The 16226-nt window shown below is 66.7% G+C and carries 12 protein-coding genes and 1 pseudogene; 5 read left to right on the top strand and 8 right to left on the bottom strand.

Annotated features, from left to right (window positions below):
• Window positions 1-62 precede the first annotated feature (62 nt).
• Complete coding sequence (locus TY25_RS29220) at window positions 63-332, top strand: hypothetical protein (protein WP_146153962.1); 270 nt, start codon at window positions 63-65, stop codon at window positions 330-332.
• Window positions 333-615: 283 nt separating this feature from the next.
• Window positions 616-1797, top strand: coding sequence for an acyl-CoA dehydrogenase family protein (locus TY25_RS29215; RefSeq protein ID WP_042261348.1), 1182 nt, complete (start codon window positions 616-618; stop codon window positions 1795-1797).
• 8 nt (window positions 1798-1805) lie between these two features.
• Here TY25_RS29215 and TY25_RS29210 read toward each other — a convergent pair whose 3' ends face one another.
• The 3 genes from TY25_RS29210 to TY25_RS42910 form a co-directional block, all read right to left on the bottom strand.
• Complete coding sequence (locus TY25_RS29210; RefSeq protein WP_042261345.1) at window positions 1806-2264, bottom strand: DUF6299 family protein; 459 nt, start codon at window positions 2262-2264, stop codon at window positions 1806-1808.
• A gap of 96 nt (window positions 2265-2360) precedes the next feature.
• Window positions 2361-2549, bottom strand: a complete 189-nt coding sequence (locus tag TY25_RS29205) for a hypothetical protein (protein ID WP_042261343.1) — start codon at window positions 2547-2549, stop codon at window positions 2361-2363.
• Window positions 2543-2701, bottom strand: coding sequence for a hypothetical protein (locus TY25_RS42910; RefSeq protein WP_156055141.1), 159 nt, complete (start codon window positions 2699-2701; stop codon window positions 2543-2545). Before TY25_RS42910 ends, TY25_RS29205 begins: the two co-directional genes overlap by 7 nt.
• 182 nt (window positions 2702-2883) lie before the next feature.
• Here TY25_RS42910 and TY25_RS29200 point away from each other — a divergent pair, with 182 nt between their 5' ends.
• Entirely contained in the window at window positions 2884-3534 is a 651-nt protein-coding gene (locus TY25_RS29200) for a hypothetical protein (RefSeq protein WP_146153963.1), read from the top strand.
• A gap of 243 nt (window positions 3535-3777) precedes the next feature.
• Window positions 3778-4476 (top strand): hypothetical protein, encoded by a 699-nt coding sequence (locus tag TY25_RS29195; protein ID WP_146153964.1) that lies wholly within the window; start codon window positions 3778-3780, stop codon window positions 4474-4476.
• Window positions 4477-4494: 18 nt separating this feature from the next.
• Here the strand turns inward: TY25_RS29195 and TY25_RS29190 are convergent, their stop codons facing one another.
• The 5 genes from TY25_RS29190 to TY25_RS29170 all read right to left on the bottom strand — a co-directional run bounded on the left by TY25_RS29190 (window position 4495) and on the right by TY25_RS29170 (window position 15011).
• Window positions 4495-4908, bottom strand: coding sequence for a hypothetical protein (locus TY25_RS29190; protein ID WP_042261339.1), 414 nt, complete (start codon window positions 4906-4908; stop codon window positions 4495-4497).
• Entirely contained in the window at window positions 4905-11663 is a 6759-nt protein-coding gene (locus tag TY25_RS40855; RefSeq protein WP_052383263.1) for a putative T7SS-secreted protein, read from the bottom strand. Before TY25_RS40855 ends, TY25_RS29190 begins: the two co-directional genes overlap by 4 nt.
• A gap of 2 nt (window positions 11664-11665) precedes the next feature.
• Window positions 11666-12286 carry a type VII secretion target gene (locus TY25_RS29180; RefSeq protein WP_042261338.1) on the bottom strand — a complete coding sequence of 207 codons (621 nt, stop codon included), beginning with the start codon at window positions 12284-12286 and terminating at the stop codon, window positions 11666-11668.
• Between the two features lie 21 nt (window positions 12287-12307).
• Complete coding sequence (locus tag TY25_RS29175) at window positions 12308-12694, bottom strand: SseB family protein (RefSeq protein WP_042261337.1); 387 nt, start codon at window positions 12692-12694, stop codon at window positions 12308-12310.
• Window positions 12695-13058: 364 nt separating this feature from the next.
• Complete coding sequence (locus tag TY25_RS29170; RefSeq protein WP_042261336.1) at window positions 13059-15011, bottom strand: GMC family oxidoreductase; 1953 nt, start codon at window positions 15009-15011, stop codon at window positions 13059-13061.
• 319 nt (window positions 15012-15330) lie between these two features.
• Between TY25_RS29170 and TY25_RS44255 the strand changes: the two are divergent.
• A pseudogene (locus tag TY25_RS44255) lies at window positions 15331-15954 on the top strand (TIM barrel protein); the annotation flags it as partial.
• Window positions 15955-16226 lie beyond the last annotated feature (272 nt).

Below are 16226 nucleotides of genomic sequence, written 5' to 3'. Positions count from 1 at the left end.
GGCCGGAGTTTCCGGAGACGCCGGGCCCGCTGTTCGGGTGGAACGCGGAAAAAGTTGCGGGAGTGACAATTTCGCGGGCGATGATGGTGGCGCTCAAGCCCCGGGACGTGGCGTTCCACGACCTCGGGTACCCGGTCGGCGAAAAGGTTCACCACGTCGGCGTTCCAGGTGCCGTCGGTGGTGATCGCCCCCTGCCGTGTGGACGGGTGGGCACATCGGTGACCTGGATGCGTAGCACGCTGGTGCCCGCGGGTGCGCACGTCGCGTCGTGTGTGGTGGGGGAGTCGATGGTCATCGTCGGCCGCGCGGGCAGCAACCCGGCCCGCGCCTGAGCGGGCGGCATCGCGCCGCCTGTTCGAAATACCTTGTGCCCCCGATTTCGCGATCGGGCAGCGGGACGCATCGCCCCGGTCCACCCAGCGGATCAGCCGCCGGTGACAGGCGGTGCACAGAACCGCAACGAGGGGTTCGTGACCTGCGTGCGGTCCGCTGAGTCGACCGAGGTCTTGACACGGCGAGAGTGGGGTTCGAGAGTGGTGGCCGGTGCCGGGGTTGCTCGGCGGTTGCGAAATAGGTTGTGCCCCAACATTATCTAGATGTAGGAATAATCGTCGTATGACTGCTTCGGCTCGGCTGCACATCAGCAAAGAATTCCCTGCGATGCTGGAACGGATCGATGCGCTCGCCGAATCGATAGAAGCGAACGCGGCGGCGGCCGCGGCGCGCGGCCGCCTCACCGACGATGTGGCGCAAGACTTGCTGGCCGCGGGGATCGTCCGGGCCGGACTGCCGGAGAACCTCGGTGGCTACGAATTCTCGCCGCTGCAGTTGATCCAGACGATCGAGCGGCTCAGCTATCATGACGCCTCGGCCGGATGGACGATGATGGTGTTGCAGATGGTGACGGGCACCACCGCGGCCTACCTCGGTGCGGACGCGACGGCCGAGTTGTTTCCCGATGTCGCGGCGGGCAGGCACGCACTACTGTCCGGCCACGGGACCCGGCCGGGACGAGCCGTCCCGGTGGACGGCGGCTACCTGGTGAGCGGGGAGTGGCAGTTCGCCTCGGGCATGGCATTGGCCACGCACATCCACAGCGCGATCAGCGTGGCGGGTACGGGTGAGCCGCGAATCCTCGCGATGCCCAAATCGCAGGTGACGCTGGTGGACAACTGGGATGTGCTGGGGCTGCGCGCGACGAGCAGCATCGACTATCACTGCACGGAAGTCTTTGTCCCGCAGACGCATACCTACCCCGCGACCACCATGATGCCCGCCAATGGCGGTGCGATCTACCGCATCGGTGTGGTGAACATGTCCGCGATCGTGCACACCGGCTGGGCGCTGGGCACCGGCCGGCGACTGTTGGACGAACTGCGGCGGTACGCCGTGCAGAAGTCCGGCTCCTTCCACGCCGCCGTCGACACCGCGCAGTTCCACGCCGAATACGCCGGTGCCGAAGCGAAACTGCGGTCGGCCCGCGCGTGGGTGATGCGGGTCTGGCAGGACCACGAAGAAACGCTGACCGACGGGGATCCGCTCAGCACCGAACAGGAGACGTTGGTCCGATTGGCGCTCAACCATGCGACGTGGACGGCACACGATGTCGGCCAGACCGTGCACCGCTGGGCCGCGACGACCGCGATCCGGCGCGGACCGATCGATCGGTTCCTCCGGGATCTCGAAACCGGCACCCAGCACATCACTTCGGGGCCGGTGGTGTTGCAGAACTGCGGAAAGTGGCTCAGCGGTGCGCAACCCGGAGCGCACTGGGAATTCCTGGATCTGGTGGAGTGAGCGGACCCTCAGTTCTGCAATGTGATCGGGGCGTTGACGAGTTCGGCCTCGGTGGGATCGCCGTTGGCGTCGTAGAACAGCCAGACACTGGTGAAAGTGGCGGGGCCGGGCTGGAATTCGAAGTAGCTGCCGGGCGGGAAATGGATGGTGTAGGGATGTGCGGCGCCGTCGCAGTTGCCGGGCACCGTGACCGACGGTGACGAGACACCCGCGTCGTCCTGGTACAGCCCCGAATCGCCCCTGATGATGCTGCTCGGGCCACCACTGCACGTGTAGGTGCCCGTGACGTCAACGCTGCGGTCGGTGTTCAAGTGCGCAACGCTGTCCACCGTGAGACTCGGCGGCGGCGCCACGGCAACGGCGGTCGGCGCCATCGCGACACCGAATCCCGCTGTGGCGGCGAGGGTCAGTCCGGCGATCCAGTACTTATCGATACGCCTTCCAGCGCTTCGGGCATGGTCGAACATCGCATGACTCCTGTTGTGTAGGAGAGGAATTCGAAGACGCTTGCCCAAGGGAGCTTATCCCGTCCCGGGCCGTCCCACGATCCCCGGAAAGTACGGTCACCACAGTCGGGTGTGGGTGGCGCGGGTGGCGCCGCCCGCGCCGGGATGTCCGAAGGCGCTCGCGCGGGCCGGTTCGGGCAGGATGAAGTTTTCGCAGGGCAGCATGTAGCCCAAGCCGAAAGCGCTCTCCAGTAACAGCACCGTGTCGGTGCCGCGGACCTGTTCGCGAGTCGCGTCGTTCAGCAATCCCGGCGCCAGCAGAGGTCGACGACGGCACGACCGGCTACGAACACCGCGACTGCGGCTCCCGTGTTCTGTCCATCGTCGAAACTCGCCTCGAAGATCTCGCGCACAGCGCGGAAGGCAGGATCGACGTGCTCGTGCACCAGCCGGTTCATGAACGGAATTAGAACACGTTCTAGTTTCTGATGCGGCTCTTCTCCCGCGACCAGCCCTCGCGATTAGGCTCAGGTCGTGAGTCGATGACTCGGGCGGGGCGGCCCGTCCGTGACGGAGGGGTGGAAGTATGACTGGTTTTCCGCATGGAGCCGGTGGTCGGTCACGGGCGGACGGCAAACCGTTGCTGGTCGTCGCCGGAGCAGTCGGGGTCGGGTTGCTGCTGGTAATCGGCGTGGTGATCGGCTTCGTCGCGAGTAACCGGGACGGCGGCGGAGCATCGGGCACTCCGCTTCCAGTACCCGCTACGTACTCTGTGGCGGCGACGACGAACGCTTGCGATCTCGTCGATCGCGCCGTGTTGACGAAATGGGCAGCGGCACCACAGCTCGAGCCCGATCACACGGAAACCCGGATCTCGGGCGACGTCGGCACGCTCAACTGCAATCTCTTCTACGGCAACGCGTCCGGCGACAAGTTTCCGATGAACACTGCCGCCCTCCGGGTCCGGGCCGACGTCGAAGCGGGATCGGGCGCCCGGACCTACGAGCACTGGAAGCGCAGCACCGCAGACCTGGCCGATGCGGGCTCCGAGGTGACCTCCGGGGAGTTCACCGGGATCGGGACCCAGGGGTACTGGCAGTTCGAAGCCGACAACTTCGGCGGCATCGTCGACGCGAAATATGTTGTGTGCGTGTGGGATGGGGGAGTCGCGGTGAAAATCGACATCGCCCTCTCCCGCGAGAAGGCGGCTCCCGTGATCGGACGGGACGAACTCGATTCGGTCGCACGCTCCCAAGCCCGCAAGGTGCTGGACGGCCTGCGCCAGAACTAGCGACAAGGTCTGCGAGCGGATCCGTCAGGATGCTCCCGGTGATCACTCGTCCGTCGGCGAAGTACGATCGGCGCAGAGTTGCGGGGTCGACGGGGAGCGTGTCGTGGAATCGAAGGGCTGCGAGAAATGACCGATCCTCGATCGCGCCCTGAAAAGCCCGGTGATTCCGAGCCTGTTGCGTGGGGGGCGAACCCGCCGCCTGTGCCTTATCCGTCTGCGCCGGCTGCTCGTGATAGGACCGGGTTGATCATCGCCGGAGTTGTCGGGGTGGTCGCGGTGGTGCTGGGTGCCGGTGTCGGGATCGGGATCGCAGTCGGCGGCAAGGACGGCGAATCCGTAGCCGTTGCGACCGTTTCCAGCGCACCGGTGCGGCCGTCCACCGCCGCGACGACCACGCCACCGCCGGAACCCGCGCCGGGCAACTACGCGATGAGCAAGGCCGCCAATGCGTGCGACCTCGTCGATTCCAGTGTGCTGCATCAGTGGTCGTCCACGCCGGACCAGCCGCCCGCCCATCACGAAACCCAGCCGAGCGCCTACGGTCCCGGCCGTCTCACCTGTCAGGTCAGCTACAAGAGCCTCGCCGGCGATGGCGTGCATTGGAATCAAGCGGCCATCGACCTGCGCGTCGAGTTCACCACGGCCGGCGCGGCTCCCGCCTACGACGAGTGGAAACGCAAGGACACCGGCACCACTGGATCAGGTCTGAATTCGGGCGACGTGCCCGGCATCGGCACGCAAGGTTATTGGCATACGGCAGTCGCGGATTCGAGCAGCACCACCGGCATGGACTACGTCGTTGGCGTGCAGGACAGCAACGTGTCGGTGCGCGTGCGCATCCCCATCCTGCGCCAGCACGGCGAACCGCCGGTGCACCTCGATGAGGTCGGCGCCGTCGCCCGAAACCAGGCCCAGCGGGCACTGGACGCACTGAGGAAATAGCGCGCACGAACGCTGGGTTCAGTCGCCGTATTGGTCGTAGGACTCGAACTCGCCGAAGCCGTCCTCGAACCAGCCCAGATCGCGCCAGGAGCCCGAGCCGTCGAGCGGGCCCTCGTAGACGATTTCGAGATAGCTGCCGGACTGGTCGTCGAGTCGCACGCGGCGGCCCCGGCTGTACAGGAACAGGGACACGCTGATGTCGGGCTTTCCGTCCTCGTACGCCATACCGAGCACCCCCTCCCAGGCCACCTGGAGCGGCCCGGACGGAGCCGGACCCCTTAGGAGACAGGAGAAGCCTTCGTCGAACTGGTTCGACTTGACCACGGTCACCTCTTCGCCGAGATGCGCGCCGAAGCCTGCGACGAAGGTATCGATCGTCGCCTGCCACCGGCCGGATGGCGGGTTGTCCTGAGGGTCGTTTTCGACCGTCACTGCCAGCTGTTCCCTTCCCAGCTCTCCCGCGTGGGATACACCACTTCATGAGCGCCGTTGTTACGGGTGATTTCGACGTAATGCTCGCTCTCGGCCCATTTTTCCGGTTTGAGCGCTTTCGGCTTCTTTTCGTTCTTGTCGATCAAACCATAGGCCGTGATGACGGAGTTCTTGTTGCCTGCCTCGGTGACGACAATCGAGCCTTTGCTGTAGTAGACGTCGACGGGGCGGATGTAGGGCTCCTTGGTGACATGGTGTTTGCCGTGGTAATCCCCGCTGAAGATCCGTTGCGGGTTGTTGAGGATCGATGCTTGAACCTCAGGGGTGACACCGTGTTTCTGCAGCGCGTGCCCGATTCGGCCACCGGGGTAGGGGGCCGGTGCCCGTTGCAGTTCCTTCGGCGTGACCTGCCGGTAAAAGTTGGCGAAGCGTTCACACGCGGTCGGCGTCAAACCGAGTGGGTCGATGAACCGGAGCGGATTGCTGGTGTAGGCGTACGGGTTCGGTGCGGGGTCCAGCCCGAGCGGATCGGGTGTCAGGTACTGGCCGGTGTCCGGGTTGTAGTACCGGAACATGTTGTAGTGCAGGCCGGTTTCGGGGTCGTGGATCTGGCCGGGGAACCGTAACGGTGAGCCGGTTCGCCCGCGCCAAGTCGTCCGGCCCCATAGATCGGTGTGTGCGTCGGCCACGGTGTCGGCGGTGGCGGGGTCCACCAATTCGGCGGGGGCACCTACGAGATCGGCGACGATCGCGTAGAACTCGCGATCGACCGTGCCCTGGTCGGTCGACTGGGTGAGCGGGGTGTGTGAGCCGGGTTGGTACTGCCAGCGAACGGTCGCGGTACCGCTGGACTGCTCGATGAGATGTGTGCCGTCCCAGAGATAGTCGACGCGCTCCAGGACAGTGCCGTCGGTAGCGAGGTGTTGTTTGGTGGTGCGGCGGCCGAGGGCGTCGTAGGTGTAGTGCCACCACTGGCGATCCGGCGTCCAGGCGTCGGTCAATTGGTCGAAAGCGTTGTAGCGGTAGTGCCATACGTCCGGTTTCCGGGACAGCCGGACCGTGGTTTTGCGAATCAGCCGTCCGGCGGCATCGTAGTGGTACCGGGTGCGGCCATCCCGGACGAGGAGAGCGCCGCGGTACTCGCGACGACCGTTGTCGGGCGGAAAGCCAGGTTCGCCCCCGGCTATCGGTGCTGCCACGGTGGCGCTGGTGACGTTGTCGAGTGCGTCGTAGGTGTAGCGCTCGGTGGGCGCGCCATCGATCGTAACGGTGGTGACCCGACCGGCGGGGTCGAGTTGGTAATCGCGTCGCAAGGGGTTGGTCTGCGGACGGTCGATGGTGTGGGAAAGGAGGTATCCGTCTGGGCGATAGGCGAATTCGTCGCGACGAAGGCGCGTCGGGTCCGGTCGAGCGGACGGCCCGGCTTCCAGTGACAGGGAGCGTGGCGGAAAGGCGGTCACCTCTTGGTGCGTCACTCGGCCGAGGGCGGTGAGGCCACGCGTGACGGCCACTTCGCCTACCCGCCAGGTGGTCAGCCGCCCGAGCGGGTCGTAGTCGAAGGTGATGTCGTGGTCGTCGGCGTTGAGATGGTCCAGGCGGCCGGTGACATCGTGGTGCCAGGTGGCGACGGCGCCCGAAGGGGTGGTCCGGCGCGTGCGGTGGCCGCGCCTGTCGTGTTCGAAGAGCATCGGCGGGTTGGCGTCGAGTTTCTCGGACACAACGGCACCGATTGCGGTGTAACCGAATTCGAGACGATGGGTGAGATCCGCGCCGACGCCGTTCACCGCAGCCAGGACGCGGCCTGCCGGGTCGTGGGTGTAGCGGATCCACTCGTCGCCCGCGGAAATCTCGGTCAGGCGGCCGAGGACGTCGTGGTGCTGGTGACGAGTCGCGCCGGTTGCCGGGGTGATCGCGCTGACCCGCCCCGCGCGGTCGTACGCGTATCGGGTGGTCGCGCCGCTGTACGCGGTCTCGGCGACCAGCCTTCCGGCACTGTCGTATTCGTAGGCCCAGCTCTGGCCGATCGGGTTGTGTACGGCGACGAGGCGGCGTTCGGTGTCCCAGGTGTAGCGAGTGGTCGAGCCGTCCGGATCGGTTCGGGAGCGCAGGAGGTCGAAATCGCCGTACACGAGCCGGGTGACCGCACCGGCGCGATCGGTGCGACTGCGGATGTTGCCCTCGCCGTCGTAGGTCCACGATTCGCTGCGTCCGTCGGGATCCGTTCTGCGCAGCAGCTTTCCGGCGGCAGACCAGTCGAAGCGGGTGACCTCGCCGAGGGGATCGATGATGTGGGTGGTACGGCCTGCGGCGTCGCGCCGGATATGCGTCACCGCGCCGTGCGGCTCGGTGACCTGGGTCAGCAGCCCCGCCTGATCTACCTGAAAGGTGGTGCGGGCACCGTTGGCTTCGACGACGGACGCCAGTGCGCCGTTGGGGTGATAGGTGAATTCGGTGCGGCTCCCCATGGCGTCGACCACCGCCGAGAGATTGCCGTGCTCGGACCATTCCCGGTGCGTCACCGAGCCGTCGGGGGAGGTGATGGTGAGCGGGCGGTTGCGCCAGAGATATTCGACCTCGGTCGAATGCCCGTCCGGTCGAACGACTTTTGCGCAGTCACCCGCGCCGTTGTAGTGGTAGCGGGTTGTCGCGCCGTCCGGGCCGGTGACGGTCAGCGGCCTGCGGTCGGCGTTGTAGTCGATGTGCGTGCGGCCGCCGATCGGGTCGACGAGATCACGCAGTTGCAGTTCGCGGTCGAAGCCGTGCGACGTGGTGGCACCGAGAGAATCCGTGACCATGGTGAGCCGGCCGGTGCCGTCGGGGAGTTCCAGATAGTCGTAGTCACAGTTCAATATTCCGGCGGTGCCGCGCTGGAAGACGACGCGGCCGGACTCGTCGTAGGTGTTCACCATCTGGTTGCCGTTGGAGTCGGTCCACGAGGTCATCCGGTGCTCGGCGTCGTAGCTGTACCGGGTGGTGGCTCCGTCGGCATCGGTGACCGCAGCCAAATCTGTTCCGGCATAGGCGAACTCCAGCACCGGGGCGGCTGATTCGCCGAGCTCGGGATCGTCGGAGAGCAGCGACAGGCCGGTGATCCGCGCACCGTCCGAATCGATCCGGACCCGATACCCGCCCGAGTGTGTGACCTCGACCGGCACGCCGTCGGCGTCGTAGTGGAAGCGGATACGGTTGCGGTGCCGGTCGGTGATCGCCGAGATCGCGTAGTTGCCGAATCTGGCCTCGATGCCGTCGAGACCCAGTTCCGGCGCGAAATGCCAGAGGACCTCCGCTCGTTGATCCCAGACGCGGTACCCGCCCGCTTCGGTGCGGGTCAACGACCACTGCTGTCCTTCGGTGAGCGGGTGCACCGGAACGCCGACCTCGGCATGCGGGTAGGCGAGCATCATCGCGTTCTCGCCGATGAACGTGACGCCCGCGTCCTCGACCACGATCCGCGCGTCCAATGTACTGGACCACGACGGGCCGAACCAGCGGCCGAACCCGAAATTTGAATGATGGGCCCGCTGCAAGGTCAGCGGCAGCACACCGGGCAGGTCGAGATCTGTGTCGGGAAGCAGGAATTCGCCGGTGCTGATATCGACCGGGTCCGTGGAACAGGTCTTCTGCGCGGGTGTCCGATCCGCCTCGGGGCCTGCCGCTCGTGCGTGCTCATGCGCATTCCGATCGGCCTCGGCGCGCTCCCGGGCGGGGTGATCGGCGTCAGGGTCGTGAGGACGGTCGTGGGTGTCCATGCGGTCGGTATGGCGATCGCGCGGTGTCTCGTCGTGGTCGCGGGGGCGGTCGTTGCCGTGTTCGCGGTCCCGGGTGCGTTCATGGTCGCGGTCGGGGTGCCGGTCCCGCGGTGTGGTCTCGGAATCGTGCGGGCGGTCGCGATTGTCGGTGCGGTCGCGGTCGTGCGGCGAATTGTCCGGCCTGTGCCGGCGGTCGTGGTTGTGGTCGCGATCGCGCGGTGTGTCGTCGTGGGTGCGGGGGCGGTCGTTCGGGTGGCGATCGCGCGGTTTGTCGTCGAGGTCGTGCTCGCGGTCACGGGTTGGTTCGCGGTCGGGGTGGCGGTCGCGCGGGTGATCCAGGTCGGGACGCCGATCGCGTGGTGCGTCTTCGGGACCACGTGGGCGATCGTGGCGGTCGGTGCTGTCCGGGGAGCGATGTGGATCCTGATGCGGCGTAGGCCTGTTCGTGTCGTGGGAATCGGCGTGCCGGGACGGTGTTTCCGAGTGGGGGCGGGCCGTCGGTTCAGCGTGTGCGCGCTGCGGGGCATGGTCGGGAGCGGGACGGGTGGTCGGGGACGGGCGCGGCTCGGCCCGGCCGGTGGGAGTGGGGTCACGGTGCGGGCGGGCGACCGGTTTCGGATCGGCGTACGGACGCGTGGCGGGGTCCGGCTGCGCGCGTGCGGCAGGCGTTCGATCCGGTTGGGTGCGAGTACCGGGTTCTGGGCGTGACGAGGGGGTGAGATCGGAGTATGCGCGCGTGGGGTCTGGTTGCGCGCGGACACCAGGGGCGGGATCCGGGCGGGTGTACGGTGCCGGCGGGTCGGGATGTGACCACGGACTGGTCTGCCAGACGGGTGCGGGATCGGGTTGGCGCGCGGGGCCCGGCTGCGGGTCGGGCGTGTGCGGGCGGACCGACGTCGGGTCGGCCTGATGTGTCGGCGTGGCCCCGGTATCGGAGCGTGCGGGCGGTCCGTCGTCCGGGTTTGTGGTCGAAGTGTGGCCCGGATCGGTGCGAACATGCGGTGCCGCTTCGGAATTCGCTTGGGGTGACCGCTGGTAGTCGGGGTTCGCGCGCGTGTCGGGGGACGCTTCGGAGCTCGTCTGAGGTGACCGCGTGGAGTCAAGGCTCGCGCGCGTGTCGGGTGTGGCGTCGGAGTTCACGCCCGGTGCGGTGTCGTTGTGCGGCGTTCGTGTGGTGTCGGGGCTCGCGTGGGTGTTCGGCGCGGCGTCGGTGTGCGGGGATCGTGTCTCGGGGTGCGCTTGCGGCGCATCGGAATCGGCGTGCGGTGAGGGAGAGTCGACGTCGGTGCGGGAGTGGGGTGCGCGTTCGGGATCGACGTGCACGGTCGGCGGGGTGTCAGCGTGGGTCGTGGGGCGCAACGCTTCTGGCCGGGGGTCGGTGCGATGCGGCGGTGGATCCCCGTCCGGGCGCGCGGTCGGAGTCGGGTCCGCGTTCGTGTGCGGCGACGGTGCGGGATCGGGATCGCGGTGGGTGACCGTCGACCGGTCGGGGCTGGGATCCGCGTGCTGGTTCGGTGTGGGCGAGGGGTCGGTATGCGAAGTAGGGGAGGGGTCGGCATGCGAGCTGGGTGCCGGATCCGGATCGGTGTGTCGAGTGGGTGCTGGATCGGGCGCGCGATGTGTCGGGCCCGATGCCGCGGGCTCCGGTCGATGCGGTGGGTCGGACGCTGAATGATGTGTACCGCCGACATTTTCGTGCTTCGGAGCGGGAGCCTCAGGACGGCTGTTCGCCTGCACCGGGTTCGTGTTGGTGGGCGTATGCGCGTTGTCCACGCGGGTGGGCGCGGGGTGCTGCGAGGTCTCCATCGACATGTGCGACGGCGTGCCGCTCAGGGTGTGCGGCGAATTGGGCAGGTGCCGTCCGACATCGCCGACATCATCAGCGACACGGGCGAGTCGGCCCGCGTCCTTCATCTTCCGCAGCGCACTGACCGCGACCTTGGCACTACCGCCACCGCCGGTGGCGGCGGTGAGCAGCGCGTCACCGGTCAGCGCACCCATGAATTCGAACGGATTCTTCCTGGCGTCGGACAGTATCGCCGAGACCGTCGCGCCCGGATCCGCCACTGCGACAACCAGCCCCGTCGCGAGGTCGGAGAGGCCCGCCGCGTATTCGGCGGGGTGGGTCATGTTGTAGATATCGGTCGGGTTGACCTGGCGCACGAACTGTACGAGTCCGGTGAAGCTGGTGAGCAGCCCGGAGGTGAAGTTCAACGCCCCGTGTTCGAGAACGCCACCCAAATCCGAGATATTGGCGATCCAGCGGTCGGTGAAAGGCGGTTCCTTCGGTGCCTTGTCGGTGGCGGCGCTGAACGCGCCCACTGCGATGGAGGCGCCGTTGTCACGCTGAGTTCGCGCTCCGCGCAGGATCTCTCGCGCTTCGTTGCGCATCGAGGTCCAGGTGTCGACGAGCGTGGTCTGCGCCTGCTGTTCGCCGGTGAGCGAGTTCCACCAGTTCTTCTGCCTGCGTTCCTCCGCGTCGGCGGCCTTCCATTTGTCGATGGCGTCGGCGGCCTTGCCCTGCCCGGTCTTCACCTCGTTGTGCCAGGCTTCCATCGCCTTGGCTGCCGAGGTGAAGGCGTCGGCGCAGTCGAACCACAGTTTCGGCTGCTTGTCGTAGACCGCGTTGAACGCGTCCGCGCCTTCGCCGACCCATTCGGCGGCATCGATCTGTTTGAGCGCCTGCCCGGTCGAATCGATGGCGGTGGCCATCTTCTGCAAGGTCTGTGCGGTAGAGCTGATCTCGGTCGGCTCGCCGCGGATCAGCTCTTTCGGATCCTCGGTCGCGCCGAGCTCTTCCTCCTCGACGTCACCGCCGGTGCCGGAGGCGATGTTGTCGCCGAGGTCGTCCAAGCCCTCGGCGATGCCGTCGAGGCCGATCGCTTTCGCGCCATCGGAGAGCAGGTCCAGCGCGTCGTCGGCGACCTGTCCGACGCCCTCGACGACCGCTTCGACACCGTCCTCGATCGCTTCGCCGATATCGTTGACAACGTCCCAGAATCCCAAGCCTATTGCCCCTCGGACTGTTTCATGATTTCAGCGGCCTTCTTCGAGGCGCCGGTGTCCCACCCGGGTGTCTGACCGGAGAGCAGGCTGCCGCTCACCGGGGACACATTCGCGATCGCCTGCGGGGCGACCGCTTCGATCACTTTGAAATTCGTCATGATCTTCTGGTTCGCCTTATCGAACGACTGCATGCTGTAGTCCGCATTGCGAATGTGGTTGAAGGCGTTGTCGGAGAACGTGTCTCCCCAGGAACGGGCGGTGATCTGCTCATCGGTGAGATGTGGATTGCCCGCCAGGTGGGTCCACATCTTCTTGAGCATGCCTTCGGCCTTCTCGTCCATCTCGTGGTAGCGCCCGGCCGCCAAACCGAGCGTCTTGGCGATCGAGTTGCCCGCCTGCACCAGTGCCCGGACGCCCCACGACCAGCGCTCGGTGAACTCCTCGAATGTCTTCTGCACGGTGTGCTTGCCCGCCTCCATCGTCGACAGGGTGAGCAGCGCGAAACCGCGGCCCATGTTGCCGGTTTCGCCGATGCCCATGTTCGACAGTTCACCGATGGTGGATTGAATGCCTTTCGCGGCCTGCTGCAGCACCACAGGATCGACCTTTACCTGCTGGGTCACGCTGCCCCCTCGATTCGTGTGTTACTCGGTTACTTCGGGTGGAAATGCCATCGGGGTCGACCCGACGATGTCTACTGCGATGCCGGTGGGTTGCTTGCACGATTCGGCGTAGTCGAGCAGTCGCCAACCCGCGAGGGTGTGGTACCGGTACTCCCGGTCGGCCTCGATACCGTCTTCGGCCAGATAGCCTCGCGCCGTCATATACCGGGCGTATTCCTCGATGCTGGTGAACGCACACAACCAATCGACACCACCCACCTGCGAGGTGCAGACGCGCTCGTCATCGGTCACCGGTACGAACAGCGCTGCCTGCCGAAACGCGGCCTGCAGGGCTTCGGCCTGACCGAAACCGGCATAGAATGCGGCGATCTCACCGCGCAGAATTCCCCGGCCGTCGACGTCGGACATCCCCCGAACCCTCCCCAGTGATTATGCATTGCCCGCTGAACGAGTTCAACAGAGTGTACGCACATCCTGTGACGAGCCAGGGCCGCTACAAAGTTGCTGAAGTGCCCCTACTTTCACCGGTACGAACTATTTCACCTGCGCCGCAAGATCTGTCGACGGCGTCAATGGCAAATCTTGGGCGTCTACCCGTGCCGGTGGAACTGGGGGCATCGCGGCCGTTGAGGGTCGAGAACGCGTCGGCCGAACAGGCCTGGGCCGCTGCACATCACCATTCGCGGGTGCACTCGGCGCGACTATCCGCCGAGCGTGGTCGAGCAGAAGCTGGCGGATCGGTACGAGAGGTGTCGACCGCCGGCGTGGCAGCTCAGGTCAACTTGGCGGCCAACCTTTTCGCGTTCATGTAGGCGATGGCCTCGATGGAGATCATCGGGTTGACGCCGGACGCGGTGGGGAAGCAGGAGCCGTCGGCTACGACGATGTTGGGGACGTCCCAGGTGGCGCCGTCGGGATCGGTGGCGGCGAGCTGTGGGGAGCCGCCCATGCGGGCGGAGCCCATGATGTGCAGGGCGCCCATGGCGCAGCGCCCGGGCTCGTAGCCCGCGGCACGGCAGGCTGCGGCGAATTCGGCGTGCGAGCCACGGCTACCGGGCTCGTAGTCGACGCCGGCCTGATGGCCAGAGAAGATGCGGTGGGCGCCTGCTGCTTCGAGAATGCGCGCGGCGCCTTCGATGCCGGTGTGCAGGTGTGCGGCGTCGTAGGCCGAGAGGCGATAGTTGACGATCGGTTCGCCGGACTTGTCGACGGTGACGGTGCCCGAGTCGCGGTCGCGGGTGATGACGCCGATCGGGGTGGTGCGGGCGAAATCGAGCAGGGTGCGACGGTGCGCGTCCGACCCGCGCCAACCCATGAAGCCGAGGGCGAGGCCGGGATGCACCGGCCCGGTTTCGTAGATGACGCCATAGCCCTTGCCGTCGAGATTCGCGTGCTCACCGCAGATTCGGCCTTGCAACGCGCCTTCCCAGCCCCGCAGTTCCTCCTCGAACACGCCGAACACCGCGGCGGCCGGATGCAGGCGCAGGTGGCGTCCGATGTTCTCGTTGCCCAACCCGGATCGGCGCAGCAGCGCGGGCGTCTGTACCGCGCCCGCGGCGACGACGACGGCGCGGGCCCGCACCTCGATCTGGGTCCCGGACTCGGTGAGCGCCGAAACACCCTCGGCGCGACCATTTGTCACGTGGATGCGGCGCACGTTCGCGTCGACGACCAGACGGGCACCGGCCGCGGCCGCGTCGGCGAGCCAGGTCTTGGTGACGGACTGTTTGGCGCCGATGCGGCAGCCGTAACCGCAGGAACCGCATTCTTTTCCGGCGTCGCAGGCGTCGGTCACGTTGCGCGGCAAGGTGCCCACTTCCCAGCCGAGCGCCTGTGCGCCGCGTTCCAGCACGCCGTCGCGGGCCGAGAGCGGAGAACGGGTGTCGGTGACGGCCAGTCGTTCGCCCACTACCTTCAGCGCTTGGTCGAACTCGTTCTCGGCGAACTGCTTTGCGCCGAGCGCGGCCCATTCCGCGCGGACGGCATCGGGAGTGGGCAGTGAGGTGCTCCAGTTGACCACCGTGCCGCCACCCAGGCAGGTGCCTGCGACCAGGGTGATCTGCCCCTCCACGGAACTGGCGCCGGGCGCGTAGAGCTGTTCCAGGGCGGCGAGTTCGCCCGCGCCGAAATCCCGGTCGTCGTAATAGTTTCCGCGCTCCAGCACGATCACGTCGAGACCTGATGCAGCGAGCACGGCTGCCGCGGTGCCGCCGCCCGCGCCCGAGCCGACGATGACGACATCGCAGGTAAGCGTGGTGTTTTCGGTGTATCGCAGGGGCGTGAGCGCGGGTTGCGGGGCGGTGCCGAGCGGTCCGCGCGGTGCGGGGTAGCCGATCTCCCGCCACAGCGGATTGGTGCCCGTCGGGCCGGGCGTCACGTTGTAGGCGAGCAGCGCAGCCTGTTTGAGCGCTTGGAAGATCGCACGAACCGGCCCCAGCCGGGAATCACCGAGCCGCAGCAGGGCCTCTTCCCGTTCCTGTTGCGACAGCGTGGAAAACCGTCGCGGCCCCGCACCGAGCAGCAACCCGGTCAGCCGAGAATCCCACCACCCAAGCAACATCGCCAGCTGCTTACGATCCGCCTCCCGCGGACTGCGCCGCAACAGCTGAAATACGGTGTCCACCGCCCCCAGCTCGCTCGCCGGTGGCAGCGTCGAACCGTCGCCGGGAACAAACGTATCGCAAATCATCCGCAGCGCTGCTCGCTGCGCACCCGTCGGCTCCATCCCGATCTCCCCTTCTCACTGCCGGTCGAGTTAACCACGCCGCACGGTCATATCGCACAAATTGCTGCGAACATGCAGTTAGGAGCTCTGCGACAGCAGAATGATCATTTACTTTTCGGGGTGAACGGGTCCGCTGACAGGACCGGATCATGGTCTCGCGGAAACTTTGCTGAGACCCAGCACACCGCGGTCGTCTTCGCCGGCGGACGAGACATCCCCGAAGCCGAAGCGATCGAAGCCGCCCGGGCCAGTGCCGCCGAAGCCGGTCACCACCCGAAGGGCCTGAAGGTTGCACTGAGCAATAGCCCCCAAACCCTCCGTGGCCCACATCGAATCGATACCGGCACAGGCGCCTTCGTCCGCGTGGCGAATCCGGAAGCCGCTGGCCGGGGCTCTTCGGCGTCCTGATCGCTCGAAGACCTGTCGATCATCTGCGGAAGTTGCAAGAGGCGGTTGCTTCCGGGTAGAGGCGGCGGGGGCGAGATCCGTTCGGGATGCGACCCGGCCCGAGCTGGACGCGGTGGAGGCGGTGCAGCGGCGCGCGGAACTCGGTGCGTACGGTCTCAGTCTTCACGATGACGATCTGATCCCGTTCGAGGCTTCGGCTGCCGAACGTGCGCACCGGGTCGAGAACTTGCGAAAGGCGTTGCGGGAGACCGGGCTCGTGGTGTCGATGGTGACCGCGAACTTGTTCACCAGCAACGATCGCCCGGTGCGCCGGTTCGCGCTGCGCAAGGTGCTTCGAAATGTGGAGCTGGCTGCCGAATTGGGGGCGCGCACCTATGTGCTGTGGGGCGGTCGTGAAGGCGCGGAGTACGACAGTGCCAAGGATGTGCGCGCCGCACTGGACCGTTACCGCGAAAGCCTGGATGTGCTGACCGGATTCGTGCGCGAGCGCGGCCACGATCTGCGGTTCGCGATCGAGCCGAAACCGAATGAGCCGCGCGGCGATATCCTGTTGCCGACCGTCGGGCGTGCGCTGGTGTTCATCGGGACGCTCGCGCATCCGGAGATGTTCGGTGACCTGATGAACGCCTTTGCCCTGGTCGACCTGCTGGAGCACGGTGGCCCGGACGGCATGCCCGCCTACACCGGCCCACGGCATTTCGACTACAAGCCGTCGCGAACCGAAGACATGGCGGGCGTGTGGGATTCGGCCGCCGCGAACATGCGGACCTATCTGCTGCTGCGCGAGCGTGCCCGCGCCTTCCGTGC

It is taken from the genome of Nocardia brasiliensis NBRC 14402 (assembly GCF_000308475.2).
GTDB classification, from domain to species: domain Bacteria; phylum Actinomycetota; class Actinomycetes; order Mycobacteriales; family Mycobacteriaceae; genus Nocardia; species Nocardia brasiliensis.
The sequence above is the reverse complement of the archived record's forward strand: the minus strand, read 5'-3'. Positions and strand labels throughout refer to the sequence as shown.